This is a genomic window from Bacteroidales bacterium (genome assembly GCA_016707785.1).
Taxonomy (GTDB): Bacteria; Bacteroidota; Bacteroidia; order Bacteroidales; family UBA4417; genus UBA4417.
The window spans coordinates 1-14,828 of record JADJGZ010000033.1 but is presented as its reverse complement, the minus strand read 5'-3'; the positions used below and the strand labels follow the sequence as shown (position 1 = coordinate 14,828).

Sequence of the window (14,828 nt, the reverse complement as noted above, 5' to 3'; positions counted from 1 at the left end):
GATTTACCCGTCAGGAAAAAAATTTTATTCCAAATGTTGGAAACATCAAAATAGGTTGTATTATTGTGATATCAAAATAATATCAAAATAATATGGAAAAAGAAAAAATTGCATCTCCATCTTCAGGCTATTTTGCACTGATTGTTATGGTTTTATTACTTGCCTTGGCCATCGTCTGTTTTGCTTTATTCAATCAAAACATTATTGGCCTGATAGCAGGTATTGCTTCTGTAGTGGTATTCTCATTTTTGTCAACCGGCTTCCTGGTTGTCAATCCGAATGAATCCAGTGTTCTCATTCTTTTTGGTGCATATGAAGGTACTTTAAAGAATAATGGTTTTTATTGGCTGAATCCGTTTTTTGTAAAGAAGAAAATCTCTCTCAGGGCGCGAAACTTCAACAGTGAATTACTCAAAGTAAATGACAAATTGGGGAATCCAATCAATATTGGCATTGTCCTGGTGTGGAAAGTAGAGGATACTTATAGGTCAGCTTTCCAGGTGGACGATTACATGCGGTTTGTTGAAATCCAAAGTGAGTCGGCAGTACGCAAACTTGCCGGGCATTATGCTTATGATAATTTTGATGATGAACAGTCAGAAATTACCTTACGTTCAGGGGGAGAAGAAGTTAATCATGTTCTTGAGAAAGAACTTTCGGAAAGACTTCAGATCGCCGGGATTCTTGTTATTGAAGCAAGGATAGCCCATCTCGCTTATTCAGCTGAAATTGCGCAGGCAATGCTAAAAAGGCAGCAAGCTACGGCAGTTGTAGCAGCCAGGACTAAAATTGTTGAAGGAGCTGTGAGCATGGTTGAAATGGCCCTGGAAAAGCTGGAAGAAAAGAAGCTGGTATCCCTTGATAGTGAACGTAAAGCTGTGATGGTTAGCAATCTTCTGGTGGTACTGTGCTCTGATAAAGATGCTTCACCGGTTGTAAACACAGGCTCTTTATACTAGGAACAATGAAAGCTTCAGGCCATTACCTGTTCCATGAGGAACAGGATTTCAGACAAGGATGGATCATAATTCTTGTTTTCCTTGGGGTTCTTGCTATGGTAATCCTGATGGGATATGGTTTATATCAGCAGATCCAGTTGGGTAAACCCTGGGGTGATCAACCAATGTCAGATAACGGTTTGATAATTACTTCAATAGCCTCAGTCATCGGAGTTTCAGTTACTGCTTTGTTAATACTCAATCTAAAACTCATTACAGAGGTCAGAAATGACGGTTTTTATTATCGGTTTCCTCCTCTTATCAATAATATACGTTCTATAAAGCCGAGTGAGATTGAGAAATTTGATGTTGGGAAATATAATCCGTTGCTTGACTATGGTGGCTGGGGAATACGCTACAGGCTTTTTCGGGGTAAAGCTTTTAATGTCAGAGGTTCTCAAGGAGTCAGTTTTTACCTGAAGAATGGGAAGAAGGTACTCTTTGGCACACAAAATCCATCTGAATTGAGAATTGCCCTGAATAAAATGATGAATCAACAGAATAATTAATATGGCTGAAAAGAAGGTATTTGCACTACGTGTTAACGAGGATCTGCTGAAAGCTGTTGAAAAATGGGCTTCAGATGAATTTCGAAGTGTGAATGGCCAACTGGAATGGATCATCAGCAAGGCATTATCAAATGCTGGCAGAAGCCCTAATGCAAATCAAGACGGAAAGAAGCCGGAGAGTAAGAAATGATTATAGTAAATATTGTGAGTGCGTTGTGAAAAGAAAAAGATCGGCAAATACTGCCGATCTTATCTTTTATGCACATTCCTTTTGCTAATGCTAAATTTCAGGATTCAACATTATTTAGGTTCTTCCTTTTTAGGTGCAACCGTTCCCTTAATCTGAAGTACAACGGGATTAGGGTCAGCATTCGTTGTAACTGTAATTGTCTTTGTAAATGGCCCAGGTGCTGCTGCATTGTAAGTGGCTGAAATAATACTGGATTTTCCCGGTAAAATTGGTTCCTGTGAATATTGAAGGTTAGTACATCCACATGATGCCTTGGCTGTCTGAATGAGTAAAGGCTCTTTCCCGTCATTCGTAAGTTTAAACTCAGCGGTCTTTGGAATTCCCTGGGCAATTTCGCCAAAATCATTAATGGTTTTGTCCCATTTTGCTTTCGGAGCATTCGGGTTTACTGGAACTGTATAAGTTTCGTTCGGTTTGGTGGCAGTAGTTTGTGCAAAACCTGAGCCGGCAATCATAGCAATGACAATTGTGAGGAGGAGTAGATTTTTCATAATATAAGGGGTTAATGTTGGTGCTACAAATATGCAACGATAATTAGTTGATTTATTAAAGGAAATGTAAAACTCTCCTAATGAAATGTAAAACTGTGTAAACGAATTGTAAACGCGCAGCCGGGATTCTTTAAATTACCCTATTTTTATACTCTTAATAGAGGTAAATGAGATTTAGGCATATCAGGTACGTAGTTTTATTAGGGGCTTTTGCCATCATTGGGATAATTGCCATACAAGGCTATTTCATCAAGAAGGAATGGACTAATAAGGAAAAGCAATTTTCTCAGACTGTAATTATTGGCCTTAGGAATGTTGCTTCCAGGATCTATGCTTTTAATCATACAATGCCATCCACCACAAACCCGGTCCGACAAGTATCATCGAACTATTTCGTTGTGGATTTAAATAGTGTAATTGATGCCAATATTTTAGAACATTACCTCAAGTCGGAATTTTCAAGACTGAACATTCATACTGATTTTGAGTATGCAATATACAATTGCAATACTGATGTGATGGAGTATGGGAATTATTTTTTTTATAACGGCTCGGTCAAAGAGGATGCTATTTCAGTAGATCTTCCTAAGTACCAGGAATATAATTACTATTTCGGGGTCAATTTCCCTTTACTGGATAATACCATTACTGGCGATATGGCAATATGGTTCTTTATGCTGGGAATATTAGGCATTTCTGTGATCTTTTTTGCTTATTCCATATTTGTAATATTACAGCAAAAGCGATTATCCGAAATGCAGCGTGATTTTATCAATAATATGACTCATGAATTCAAGACTCCGATAGCCAGTATCAATATCTCTGCTGACGTGATCATCAATCCGGATATTGTTCATGAGCCTTCAAGATTATTAACCTATGGCTCAATAATTAAGCAGGAAATCGGACGATTAAATGACCAGGTAGATAAAGTACTTCAGATTGCAAGGATTGAAAAAAATGGATTTCATCTTAAAAAGGAAAAGTTTGACCTTAATGTAGTGATCCTGAATGTGGTGGAAAATTGCCGGGCTCAATACAAAGGAGATGCCACCATAAATACATTACTGGTTCCTGGAAATGTTGAAGTGGTAGGAGATCAGCTACATGTAACTAATATTTTCTATAATTTGCTTGATAATGCCATTAAATATGCTGGGCCTGTTCCGGAAGTAGAAATTCTTTCAAAAACTGAAGGTGATATAATTAAGGTTTTTATCTCTGATAATGGGCCGGGAATCAGTCAAGAGCATCAGAAGAAAGTCTTCAGGAAGTTCTATAGAGTACCGACTGATAATGTCCATAATGTTAAAGGTTTTGGATTGGGATTATTCTATGTAAAAAGTATTTGTGAGGCGCACCACTGGAAAATTCGTCTGCTACCTGAGCAGGGAAAAGGGGCTATATTTGTTTTGGAAATCAAAAATCAAGCAGTGTAAATAATGAGATCAGCCAGAATTCTTTATGTGGAAGATGACCTAACTCTTTCATTTGTCACACGCGACAACCTTGAACGTGCCGGTTACCAGGTTGATTATTGCGAAGATGGCATTGTTGCCTATGAAAAGATTAAGGCCGGAAATTTTGATTTATATATCCTGGATGTGATGCTCCCGGGAATAGATGGGTTTACCCTTGCAAGGAAAGTTCGTGAAAAAGATGAATCAGCACCTATATTATTTCTCTCGGCTAGGTCAACCATTGATGATAAAATCTATGGCCTGCAGATAGGTGCAGATGACTACATCACCAAGCCTTTCAGCATTGAAGAGCTGATTCTCAAAATTGAAATTTTCCTTCGAAGAAGCAAAGTGGAAGTTAGCCGAAATCATCATGACTCAATCATCACACTGGGGACTTATCAATTTATGCCTGAGAAGTTGATGCTGTCAAACGGGAATGATACAACCAGCCTCACGCACAAGGAATCAGAATTGCTTTTGTACCTCTGTAAGAATATGGATACAATAGTAAAAAGAGATGCCATCATGAATTCAGTATGGGGGAATGACCAGTTTTATGCAAGCCGCAGCCTTGATGTTTTTATTTCGAGACTCAGAAAATTATTAAAGCAAGACTCTTCCATAAAAATTGAAAACATTCACAACATTGGTTATCGACTCTCAATATCTGAGATAGGCGAATAAATTTCCAGGAAGAGAGTAGGTTACTATTACCATTTGAAATTCTAGAAATGAATAGTAGTAAGGTTTAGGGTCAATTTAAGATGGATTCTTTGCCTTTTCATGCATAGTACTTTTCATGAAATACCTAATTCACATCATATGAAATATTTTATTGGCTTATTAAGCATTGTACTGCTTTTTGCCTCCTGCTCAAAAGATGACAAATCCAACGATCCGGAAATCAATCTTGGAGATCTGATTATTGATCAAACTGTGACTTCGGCAGGTGCTGATCTTGTTTCAGGGGATTTCTCTCTCTCAATCCCTGAAGGAACCTTTTCTGCAGCAACGCCTGTTAAAATAAGTAAGCTTGTTGAAACACCCTTTTCATCTGATGCCGTTTCACCCTTATATTTCTTAACTGATTTACCTCCTTCTTCAGGTCAGCCTATGGAGGTAAAGCTCAGTGGGCTTGATCTTTCTCAACCCCTGACTGTTTTTTTTGCGGAGGTCACCCATGTTAAGTCACTGGATTCTACATTAACGGTGTATCGGAAAATTGAGCACCTGGAAATTGATGGTAAAATTGTGGTGACTATTCCCAGAACCCCATCTATTTACCAGAAATCAAATGCACCTAGCGATGAGAAGCTGACCATAGGAGTCATGGTTGCAAAATCGCAACAATCGCTTACAAGCAGCGGCGGGCATTTTAATTTGACTTTCCCGGCTTCAAAAGCCAGCCAGGCTTCCACAGTTGCCTCTTATCTCGAAGAAGCCTATACTACATTCAATTCTCCTCCGTTTTCATTCGACTATAGTAACAGGACTTCCTGGCCAATGAGTGTTACCCTCTATCCTATGGACAATACACTCTATGGTGAGCAGGTTTCTTCTGCCTGGGGCGACAATTATGCTTCAATTTCCATCAATTCTGAAAAGTTGAATGAAATGCCAGAAATACGAGTTACTGCCGGGCATGAATTTTTCCATTTTGTACAATCACTTTATGATCCAAGGTCTGGATTTTCAAAAGCCAAGTTCGCCTCTCCGCATTATTGGTTTGATGAGGCAGTGGCGGTGTGGTCGGAGGAATACTTTACTGATGTGTCAGGATATACTTCTAAAGCAAGAGCAGGCAATGAACTAGCGCCTTTTGAAGGAGGACTGAATGATTCTAAACCGGATGCACGCGGATATGGTTATGGGATGTCAACTGCTGTTAAACACATGGTTGCCAAATATGGTGTTGAAAAAATTAAAGTTGATTTATGAAAAAATCAGAACCGGCAGCAATGTAGGTGAGGCAATCAGGACTGGATTGGATAAATCGTATGATGAATGGTATGGAAACATGATCCAGGAGTATTGCAGGGGAAGCATATATTCGGATATTTCCACTTCATACCTCATAGGATCAAAAGCTGATGAGTTTAATATAAATAGCTCTGCCGATAGTGTTAAGACGTTCTCTTCTTCATACCCTCAGCTATCGTCGAAGATTTACTCAATTACAATAAAAGAAGAAGCACTGGATGATGAATCTGCCCTTTCAATTGTTCCTGATCAAACATTTGATCAGTGGATTTCTTTATTCCGTTTCAAAAATGGTACTTCACCTTTGGAACTTGTGGGATCAGGCTCAGGGACTGTTTCAGTTAATGACCTTAAATCCATGGTTACTGAAGGGTATCGTTTTCTGCTGGTATATACAAACCAATATTATTCAAGTGGGAATGATCCGGCGAATTTATCCTTCAAGGTGAGGATAACTAAAAAGCAGCTATTCAGAGCTTTCTCTTTTTATCTAAACACAATGTGTCATCACACAACTTACTACAATACCGGTAATCCCAGCCATTCTTACGGGAATTGGGTCAGCAATGGATTCATAGAAATTCCTGTTACTCAAAATGGAAATGTTCTCACTGCATCCTGGGATGGAAATTATGGAGCGAACCCCAATAAAGGTGATGCAACGATAACAATAAATGAAGATAAAACTGTAACTGCTGTCATTCACCAGGAAACCGATGCAGGAGCCGCGATAATGATAATGGACTGTAAAGTAAACTCAATACCATTGAATATTTCTAATTGGTACGCTGATACTTACCAGGCTGATGAATCCTTTCCTTATATCGAATCATTATACTGGAAGGAAACCTATTCAGGCTTTTACATAGAGATTGACGACTTTTTTCAGGATCCACAATATCCTGGTAAATTTGTACGACTGGATTTATTTAAATAGCAAAGAGGCTGTTTCATGAACTGAAACAGCCTCTTTCTCTTAGAATTCTGTAGAATCTGTCGGATTATTTTATCATAAGTTTTTCCTGTCCAACGATTTTATTTCCATCCATTACTTTAAGTAAATATAGACCGCTGGTGAGTTGTCCTCTGACAAGCTGGATTTTATCACCCTGGATATATTGTTTTATATCAAGTTTTCTGCCTTCCATGTTGTAAAGTTCAATTCTGGGCTGGAGAAGGGTCTCTGATATAGAGACAAATGTGTAATGATCCATAGGATTTGGAGCAAGTGTGAAGCTTTTTCCTTCTGCTTCCGGAACTCCTACACCTGAGCCAGTGGTGATCAACCTGAAGTGGAAATCTGCTCCTGAGGCTACACCCCATGCTGACCCGTCAAAGAAGAATGATCTTCCTGTACTGCCTGGATTTGTTTCAGTCAGGTTTACAGTGTCATTAAGTACTGTAAAGCCAACAAAGATATCTCCGGTCAGGTTACTCAGTTGTGCCATATATGGCCTGAGGTCTATCCGGGTCATTGGTGAGGTGTTGGAAAGTGATGCTTCCGGTGTTACAGTAAATGGAGTAATAAGATCTGTCCCTGGTCCGCCCGGCCCTGCTGACCAAATGTGAAAGAGCATATCGGAATTATTATGTTCAATATCTATATAATTCCTGATGAGGGCAGTAGCCAAATGGGTTGGACCATTAAGAGAGAATGCAACAGCAGCTCCTTCTGAAGCAACGAATGATACGAAAAAGTCGACCTGTGCATTATCGTATTTGTAATATTCACCAGCGATATAATAAGCTTCAGCAGTAGAAACGCTATTTGCGAAGGTGGAAGCATCAGTAGCTTCAATGATATAATCCACATTGGAACCGGCACTCTGTGCAGGAATAGTGAATGTATAATGATCTTCTGTTGCTAACACACCTGGTACAGGAGTCTGGGCAACTCCATCAACATTGTAAGTACATTGCACCGTTGCAAGACCGGAAATATCAATGATATCAGCACCAACTACGTATTCTCCTAATACGCCTTCATAGAACTCAGGGGCTGCAGAGAGTACTAATGGGGGGGAATGGTCTTCATCGGAACTTGTAATTACGAAGTCATCAATATACATTCCATCCATTACGAAACCCTGGTCGGAAATAAAGCGGAACCGCAGTTTAATGTTATTATTTCCCAGGCCCACAAATCCTCCTAATGAGTAAGTGTATTGAGTCCAGGTGGTAACTTCTCCATCAAATACTTCAAGATTGGTAAAGGTTGTGAAGTTGTCAGTGGAAACATCAAGGTACATATAATCAAACGCAGCTTCAATCTTGTATTGTGCCCAGAAAGATACAGAAGCCGACATTTTTGCTGAAAGGTCAACCCCATTGGTCATAGTGCAATAGGAGGTTTGGGAGTTGGTGTAATTGCCTGTAGGACTTTCACTCAGGGAATTCGATGGAGAGTGGGATTTACTGGTAGTAAGTCCCCAGTTATTGGTTACTGTCCATTTGGACATACCAGCTTCAAAGTCATCAGAAAACTCTGTAAAGTCAGTAAGGATAGTAGTTTCCCCAATAGTTGATTTATTTATCTGATGGGTAGTTTTTTGAGCAAAGGATGAAAATGATGATACAGCGATCACCAGGATCAGAAGGGTAAATTTTTTCATAGTTTTTAGGTTGGTTAATGGTTTGAATTACAAATATAATGAAAATTTAGGGGGTCTTCAAGAAATTAACACACTTTAAGGACGATTAACCCATTTTATTGTTGAGGTTTCGTTTCAGATATTTGTAAAAAGTCGCCCCTGCCATGTTTCCAATTCCTCCATTTTTTTTTCAATCATCAACATAATCTGGTCAGTTCGAAGGTTACCCCAACCAGGCCCAACATGGTATCGGGGAGGTACTTCAGAGGTAAACCGTTCAATTACAAATTCTGGATTTAAGCGTTCTACGAATTGAATGATGAATTCAATATACTCTTCCAGGCTAAAAAGATGGTAATCTTCAGGGTGTTTGGAATAATCTAATGCCATGGCTGTATTTTTTATGATTTGAAGTTGATGAAATTTAATATTATTCAAAGGAAGGGTTGAGAGGAGTGAGGCATTATTCAGCATTTCCTGCCTTGTTTCGCCTGGTAATCCGAAGATAAGATGGGCACCTGTTCTGATTCCATAGTCAGCAGTTTTTTTTATGGCTTCAACACTATCTTCAAAGGTGTGTTGCCTGTTGATACGTTCCAGTGTAGTATTATTACAGGATTCAATCCCATATTCTATGATGATGTGATATTTTTTAGCCAGATCTGCAAAATATTCCAGTTTTTCGTCATCAATGCAATCTGGACGGGTGCCAATAACCAGTCCAATAACACCAGGTACTGCAAGAGCTTCATTGTATAGCTTTTTCAGTTCATCAAGAGAGGCATAGGTGTTAGAAAAAGCCTGGAAATAGGCGAGAAAATGGGTGGCACGCCTATAGCGGACCCTATGGAATTCAATTCCTTCGGTTATCTGTTGCTCTATTGATTTATGAGGCTGGCAATAGGAAGGGTTAAATGCATCATTATCACAATAGGTGCATCCTCCTGTTGATTTGGTGCCATCCCTGTTCGGACAGGTAAAACCGGCATCGATGGTTACTTTCTGTACCCGACGGCCAAATTCTTTTCTGAAATGTTCAGCATACGAGTTGAACCGTCGCTGGTGATTCCAGGGAAATATGTTTTCTGAGGTTATCATAAAAAAAGAGAGGCTGAACAATGATCGTTCAGCCTCTCAAAGGTATTGTTTAATTCTATTTAGCTACTCTTTCAAGCCATCTCAACATAAATAACATTGTGAGCATTGAAATAAGACAAGCTACAACAAATACTGACCAGGTAAGCCAGATGGGTACATCCTGATAAAGAATTGCACCGATAAAGAGCAGTTGATTTCCTATAGCTGTTGCTCCCAGCCATCCACCTTGCATTATACCCTGGTATTGAGGAGGTGCTACTTTTGAAACAAAAGCGATTCCTAATGGACTAATGAAAAGTTCTGCAACAGTCAGGATAAAATAGGTGCCAATAAGAAGGAATGGAGTTACTTTCTCAGGTTCAGGTAAGCCACCCATAGCTTCAACTTCTGATTTCAAAGGAAGTCCAAAAGAACCCATTGACATCACGAAATAAGCCAGAGCTGCTATAAACATACCGATGGCAATCTTTTTGGGAGTTGAAGGCTCGATTCCTTTTGCGCGGAGCCAGCCAAAAAGGCCCATAATAATAGGTGTGAGAAGGACAATAAAAAACGGATTAATTGACTGGAAGATTTCAGCCCCTTTGATAACTGTAAATCCCAGGTTAATTTTTAGAATGCTAAGATCGGTATAGTCTTTTGCAAAGTATGTAAGCGTGAGCCCATTTTGATGGAATGAAAACCAGAAAAAGATCACTACACCGAATACTGCAAACAATGCATACATGCGTTGTTTGATTTCTTTAACATCCATGTGAATGGCAGATGGATCAGTGCTTTTTGATGTTGAAACCTTAGGCGCAGGATTAGGGAATGTTTTCTTGTTCACCAGGTAAATAACCAATGATATTGCCATTGCAAATATGGCAACTCCAAAAGCATAATGGAATCCTGTTGTAAATACATTCAGGTAGGCATTTACAAAAGCATCAAGATCGGTCACGGGAACACCGCGGCTTACTTCATTGGCCAGGGTACTTAGTTTTTCCTGGGCTTCAGGGGTAATGGTTTTATTCAGATATGCATGACAAAGTTCAGGTAGACTTGAATTGTATTCGAAGCCATGACTGCCAAGCCAGCCATTTCTTACAGCTACTGCAATCAATGGGGCAAACAGGGCACCTACATTGATAAACATATAGAATAATGAAAACCCGCTATCCCGCATTTTTGAATAGGTACTATTATCATACATCTGTCCTACCAAAGCCTGCAGGTTTCCTTTGAAAAGTCCGTTTCCAAAAGCGATGGTGAATAGTCCAATACAAGTAATAATCAGAAATAAGGTTTGATTTGATACTGGTGTGGGTGTTGGGAAAGCAATCATGAAATATCCTATTGCCATTACCACAAGTCCAACAAGTATAGTTCCTTTATAATTCCGGGTTCTATCTGCTATTAATCCTCCTACAAATGCGAGGATATAGATTGAAAAATAGAAGATGGAATAGATAAGTCCGGCATTAGTTCCTGAAAGCCCAAATTTGGCTTGCAAAAACAAAACCAGAATCCCCATCATAGTATAGAACCCAAATCGCTCGCCCATGTTAGCAAGGGCCGCCGCTAGTAATCCTTTTGGATGATTCTTAAACATATTGGATGTGTTTAGTTAGAATTAAAAGACATTCATTCATTCACGGACAAATATAGCCAAATATGGAAGAATACCAAGGATGATCAGTAATGAGATTTTAACGCTGATATACAGTGGTCCAAAAAGTTAAAATCTGAATGATACCATCAACCTGATATCGCTTTTGTGATCCGACGCTATCTGGCTGGAGCCTTCTGAAATATGAGTTGCAGAAGGGAAACAGGTCCTGGAATAGCGAATCCAAATATCGGTATCTTTAATCATATTTAGCTGCAACATAAGGTAATACCTGCTTCCTCTTCCATTTAGTGCAGGTACTGAAAAACTGGAAGGGAGGTCGTTTTCGTAGGAATACAACCGGGATTCGTAGGAATCGGTATCAAACATCGTGTAGCGGAGCATGAAACCCAGTTTTGAACCAAATGCCTGGATTTTTAAATCCTGACTGATCATGTAGGCCTTCTCTTTTGCTGCATCTGCTGATTGTAATTGACTTATATATACTTTATTGCCAATTCTCAGCCATGGAAGAGGTTGATAAGATAAAGTCCACTGAAAATCCTGCTTTTTTGAATATCCGATCTTTTGAACCTTTTCTAACTCCAAATCCATGTTCATTGCATTGATGGAATTCTTATACCTGAAACTTGTTTCACCTTTCCTGCCTAAAGTGAAAAATAATTCTATGCCCTGGCTTGAGCCCAGCGAAGGGGAATCAACCCTGTAACGTAACCAGGAATATTGCTGCAGATCGGTATATGCAGTGATGCTGAATCTTTTAAAAACCGTTTCAATTCCCATATACCATTCACTTTTATTAGTACCGGAACTGCCGGAAATGGCTGAATAATTATTTATATAATTGAAACCAGTGCTTCTATAAAAAGAGGAGACAGTCAGCATTGGATGAAGCGATAAATTTAATCCCTGGATAAAAGCATATCCACCATTTAATTGATAAGAGCCTTCACCATACAAAATCATCCTTTTGTAGGAATAGGAATAATCCACTCCCAAATAATTTCCACCAGCTGTTCCATTTGATGTTAAATCAGATGGATCTGATTTCTTCTGGATCTCAAGCGAATAGCCGGAATGGTAAAATGTTGCTCCGTAAAGCACATGGGATCCGGACCATTGGATGTTTAACCCCATCAGTTGTTCTGAAATGACCTTTTTGTCGGCAATCTCAGCAATTGTCCGGTGATACCCGGATTCCTGAATAGAGGTTACAAATGCTGATGCATCTTCTGTGGAGTCGGAATTTACCAGGTTACCATCTTTTTTTCTCATCGAATAAAAGGTTGTAAATAAGAATCGTTTCTGGCGGATCCCTGCAGCAATGCCCCGAAAAAATGTATTTTCATTAAATGAGTTATGGGGTTTGATTAGGGTAGCTCTTTTCCTGGAAGGCAGGATTCCCGATATCATCCCCATGGAAAGTCCTGTTGACAGCGTTAACCCTTGTCCAAACTGGACCTGGTAATCTCCCAGAGCCAGGTAGGATAACTTCCTGATATTTTTCAGGTAAAGATGCCATGAATAATAATCAAATCCTTTTCTTAAGGAATCAGGGCCACCAAACAATGCCTCCCCGGCATCTTTTTCCGCAACGATGCCCAGTTGAAGCTGATCCCGGTAAGAGTATCGGTATCGGATGGCTAATCCGTCCTGGTTGCCGGTGTAATAATAATTGGGTTTAAGAAAAATCTGGCTATCTGAAACCTTTTCATAACCAGACTGGTCTTCAATAATTCTCTGGTATCTCATTTCAATTTTAGAATGACCATACTTAAAAGCATTTTTTAGTTTAAAATCATCTTCCTGCCTGAACTCAATCGTGATATAAGGAGCAATACGGTCGATGAAGACTTGATTAAACCCGTCAATCCATTGCAACTCATAAATTGAAGCCAGTAAGCCATATTCCCTGGTATAAGCCTGAAGATTCATGATCTGCTGATCGTTGAGTAAAGGAAGCCTTTGTAGTTCTTCCTGATTCATGGAATTGATGTTTACCGGGCGGAATTTCAGGGTTTCCAGTTCGAGGAACCATTGACTGAAGTCTGTCTCTGAAGAAGTCGCTGAAGTGTATTGTTCCATCATTCCCTCGAGCAGACTTTCCGGTTCACCAACAAGGCTATCCAGGGTTTGAGAATGAACCTCATGGGATTGACAAATAATAACAATAAATATCAGCAATTTAGAAGCTAATGTTTTCATATATAAATACTTAAAAGTGTTCATTAAAAGGAATATGATATAGAAGCATTTGGTGAAAAGCCCAGGGTTTCATGATAACATCCAGTTAGATTGATGTCGTAGGTACCCTTTTGAAACCCAAAACCAAAAGAGTAGCGATTTGGCAAAGAACCATAACCCATCCTGGCTGAAATGGATTTGACAGGTGAGTATTCAATGCCTGAATGGAATTGCATGGGTTGATGAGTGTTTTTCGATACCTCAACTAATAAGGAGAGCTGCGATGAGAAAATATATTTGAGTCCGGATTTCATGATGGTAGGCACTCTCTCATGAAATGCCGGGCTCAGTAAGGACCGAACCGGATTGAAGATGTGAACCCCGAAAAGAAGATTTTCTTTAACAAACATTATCAGTCCTAATTCACAACTGGGAATATACCGTTGGCCATATCCATCTGAGAGATGAGTTCGCAACAAATCGCATTGAATTCCACAGGCAATTTGTCGTCCTAACCTCCTGGAATATGCAATACCAGTGAAGAGTGTATTATAATCAGAATTTCCAGTTTGAAGGAGCGTCATTCCCAAATTGCCATAGCGGGTTTTTAAGGACAAAAGCAATGCTTTTTTTGACAGTTCCTTTAAAAGAAATGGATTCTCATAACAGATAGCCAGGGAGGATTTTTCAATAAAAGCCATTCCTGCCTGGTTATTGGAAACAGAAAATGGGTCTGTTAAAGTGACAGATGCTCCTCCAAGGGATAATGACCTGGAGCCAACAGGAGTTCCGTATTGAGCCTTAATTTCTTGGGAAATGTTGAAGAATAGCACAATTGTGCATAAAATAAAATGCCTCATAGAAGAAAGATTTATATGAAAAACTGAAATAACTGATATGCGATACCGCAAGTCTAAAGTAGTAAAAAATCGGAGTGTTTCGACAGGAAAATTGTATTTTTGATCAACAACTTTTCAAACTTTTCATATGATCACAGATAAAACATTTGATTTTCTAAGGCAATTAAAAGAGAATAATACGAGGGAGTGGTTTCAGGCAAATAAAAAGGCCTATGAAGCTGCAAAGGCAGAGGCAGAAGCGTTGATAGCGATTACCATCAAGGAGTTGAATATTTTAGATCCAATGATACAGGCACCGGAAGTCAAGGATTGCATGTTCCGGATTTTTAAAGATGTAAGATTTTCGAAGGATAAGTCTCCTTACAAAACAAATTTTGGAGCCTTTATAAGCAAAGGTGGAAGGAAGACTTTCAACCCGGGATATTATATTCATATTGAGCCGGGTGCCAGTATGGTTGCCGGGGGTGTTTATATGCCACAACCTGATATCCTGAAATTGGTCAGGAATGAAGTCTATTTCAATAGTGATGAGTTCAACAAGATATTGGAAGCAAAAGATTTTGTGAAGTATTTCGGGACTTTGGATGATTTTGATAAGTTAAAGAAGCCTCCAAAAGATTTCCCTGCAGATTTTCCATTTGTTGAATTGCTGAAATATAAGAGTTACATAGTGTCTTCAATGATTGATGATGAAGTGGTTTTATCTGCTAAATTTCCTTCCCTGATTCTTGAAATATCGAAGGCTATGTTACCACTGAATACGTTTTTGAACAGGGCGATTAGTAATGGGTG

At 39.2% G+C, this 14,828-nt stretch carries 14 protein-coding genes; 8 read left to right on the top strand and 6 right to left on the bottom strand.

Going from position 1 to position 14,828, the window contains the following annotated elements:
• The first annotated feature begins 92 nt into the window (after positions 1-92).
• Genes IPH84_15845 through IPH84_15835 form a run of 3 tightly spaced genes read left to right on the top strand, consistent with a single transcriptional unit; the run spans position 93 to position 1,697 of the window.
• Positions 93-959 carry an SPFH domain-containing protein gene (locus IPH84_15845; protein ID MBK7174660.1) on the top strand — a complete coding sequence of 289 codons (867 nt, stop codon included), beginning with the start codon at positions 93-95 and terminating at the stop codon, positions 957-959.
• Between the two features lie 5 nt (positions 960-964).
• Entirely contained in the window at positions 965-1,507 is a 543-nt protein-coding gene (locus IPH84_15840; GenBank protein ID MBK7174659.1) for a hypothetical protein, read from the top strand.
• A 1-nt stretch (position 1,508) separates the two neighbouring features.
• A complete protein-coding gene (locus tag IPH84_15835; protein ID MBK7174658.1) occupies positions 1,509-1,697 on the top strand; it encodes an Arc family DNA binding domain-containing protein in 189 nt (62 codons plus the stop codon).
• Positions 1,698-1,807: 110 nt separating this feature from the next.
• Here the strand turns inward: IPH84_15835 and IPH84_15830 are convergent, their stop codons facing one another.
• Entirely contained in the window at positions 1,808-2,248 is a 441-nt protein-coding gene (locus tag IPH84_15830) for a DUF1573 domain-containing protein (GenBank protein ID MBK7174657.1), read from the bottom strand.
• Positions 2,249-2,415: 167 nt separating this feature from the next.
• Between IPH84_15830 and IPH84_15825 the strand changes: the two genes are divergently transcribed.
• The 4 genes from IPH84_15825 (at position 2,416) to IPH84_15810 (ending at position 6,628) form a co-directional block, all read left to right on the top strand.
• Positions 2,416-3,687 carry a HAMP domain-containing histidine kinase gene (locus IPH84_15825; protein MBK7174656.1) on the top strand — a complete coding sequence of 424 codons (1,272 nt, stop codon included), beginning with the start codon at positions 2,416-2,418 and terminating at the stop codon, positions 3,685-3,687.
• 3 nt (positions 3,688-3,690) lie between these two features.
• Entirely contained in the window at positions 3,691-4,395 is a 705-nt protein-coding gene (locus tag IPH84_15820) for a response regulator transcription factor (protein MBK7174655.1), read from the top strand.
• Positions 4,396-4,533: 138 nt separating this feature from the next.
• Positions 4,534-5,649, top strand: a complete 1,116-nt coding sequence (locus IPH84_15815) for a hypothetical protein (protein MBK7174654.1) — start codon at positions 4,534-4,536, stop codon at positions 5,647-5,649.
• Entirely contained in the window at positions 5,624-6,628 is a 1,005-nt protein-coding gene (locus IPH84_15810) for a hypothetical protein (protein ID MBK7174653.1), read from the top strand. The genes IPH84_15815 and IPH84_15810 overlap by 26 nt, the downstream gene beginning before the upstream one ends.
• A gap of 64 nt (positions 6,629-6,692) precedes the next feature.
• Here the strand turns inward: IPH84_15810 and IPH84_15805 are convergent, their stop codons facing one another.
• The 5 genes from IPH84_15805 to IPH84_15785 all read right to left on the bottom strand — a co-directional run bounded on the left by IPH84_15805 (position 6,693) and on the right by IPH84_15785 (position 14,036).
• Positions 6,693-8,303, bottom strand: coding sequence for a T9SS type A sorting domain-containing protein (locus IPH84_15805; GenBank protein MBK7174652.1), 1,611 nt, complete (start codon positions 8,301-8,303; stop codon positions 6,693-6,695).
• 114 nt (positions 8,304-8,417) lie between these two features.
• A complete protein-coding gene (locus IPH84_15800) occupies positions 8,418-9,380 on the bottom strand; it encodes a TIGR01212 family radical SAM protein (GenBank protein ID MBK7174651.1) in 963 nt (320 codons plus the stop codon).
• A gap of 55 nt (positions 9,381-9,435) precedes the next feature.
• The gene (locus tag IPH84_15795; protein ID MBK7174650.1) at positions 9,436-10,974 is read right to left on the bottom strand and encodes a peptide MFS transporter; all 1,539 of its coding nucleotides are present in this window, start codon (positions 10,972-10,974) and stop codon (positions 9,436-9,438) included.
• 126 nt (positions 10,975-11,100) lie between these two features.
• Positions 11,101-13,197, bottom strand: coding sequence for a helix-hairpin-helix domain-containing protein (locus tag IPH84_15790; GenBank protein MBK7174649.1), 2,097 nt, complete (start codon positions 13,195-13,197; stop codon positions 11,101-11,103).
• 23 nt (positions 13,198-13,220) lie between these two features.
• Entirely contained in the window at positions 13,221-14,036 is an 816-nt protein-coding gene (locus tag IPH84_15785; GenBank protein ID MBK7174648.1) for a hypothetical protein, read from the bottom strand.
• A gap of 127 nt (positions 14,037-14,163) precedes the next feature.
• Here IPH84_15785 and IPH84_15780 point away from each other — a divergent pair.
• On the top strand, positions 14,164-14,828 hold a 665-nt coding region (locus IPH84_15780; protein ID MBK7174647.1), incomplete at its 3' end, for a DUF2461 domain-containing protein.

Bases quoted from the DNA above. Each gene is read 5' to 3' on its own strand.
- IPH84_15790 (MBK7174649.1), bottom strand. From the start codon at position 13,197: ATGAAAACATTAGCTTCTAAATTGCTGATATTTATTGTTATTATTTGT.
- IPH84_15795 (MBK7174650.1), bottom strand. From the start codon at position 10,974: ATGTTTAAGAATCATCCAAAAGGATTACTAGCGGCGGCCCTTGCTAAC.
- IPH84_15815 (MBK7174654.1), top strand. From the start codon at position 4,534: ATGAAATATTTTATTGGCTTATTAAGCATTGTACTGCTTTTTGCCTCC.
- IPH84_15830 (MBK7174657.1), bottom strand. From the start codon at position 2,248: ATGAAAAATCTACTCCTCCTCACAATTGTCATTGCTATGATTGCCGGC.
- IPH84_15835 (MBK7174658.1), top strand. From the start codon at position 1,509: ATGGCTGAAAAGAAGGTATTTGCACTACGTGTTAACGAGGATCTGCTG.
- IPH84_15840 (MBK7174659.1), top strand. From the start codon at position 965: ATGAAAGCTTCAGGCCATTACCTGTTCCATGAGGAACAGGATTTCAGA.
- IPH84_15785 (MBK7174648.1), bottom strand. From the start codon at position 14,036: ATGAGGCATTTTATTTTATGCACAATTGTGCTATTCTTCAACATTTCC.
- IPH84_15805 (MBK7174652.1), bottom strand. From the start codon at position 8,303: ATGAAAAAATTTACCCTTCTGATCCTGGTGATCGCTGTATCATCATTT.
- IPH84_15820 (MBK7174655.1), top strand. From the start codon at position 3,691: ATGAGATCAGCCAGAATTCTTTATGTGGAAGATGACCTAACTCTTTCA.
- IPH84_15825 (MBK7174656.1), top strand. From the start codon at position 2,416: ATGAGATTTAGGCATATCAGGTACGTAGTTTTATTAGGGGCTTTTGCC.
- IPH84_15800 (MBK7174651.1), bottom strand. From the start codon at position 9,380: ATGATAACCTCAGAAAACATATTTCCCTGGAATCACCAGCGACGGTTC.
- IPH84_15845 (MBK7174660.1), top strand. From the start codon at position 93: ATGGAAAAAGAAAAAATTGCATCTCCATCTTCAGGCTATTTTGCACTG.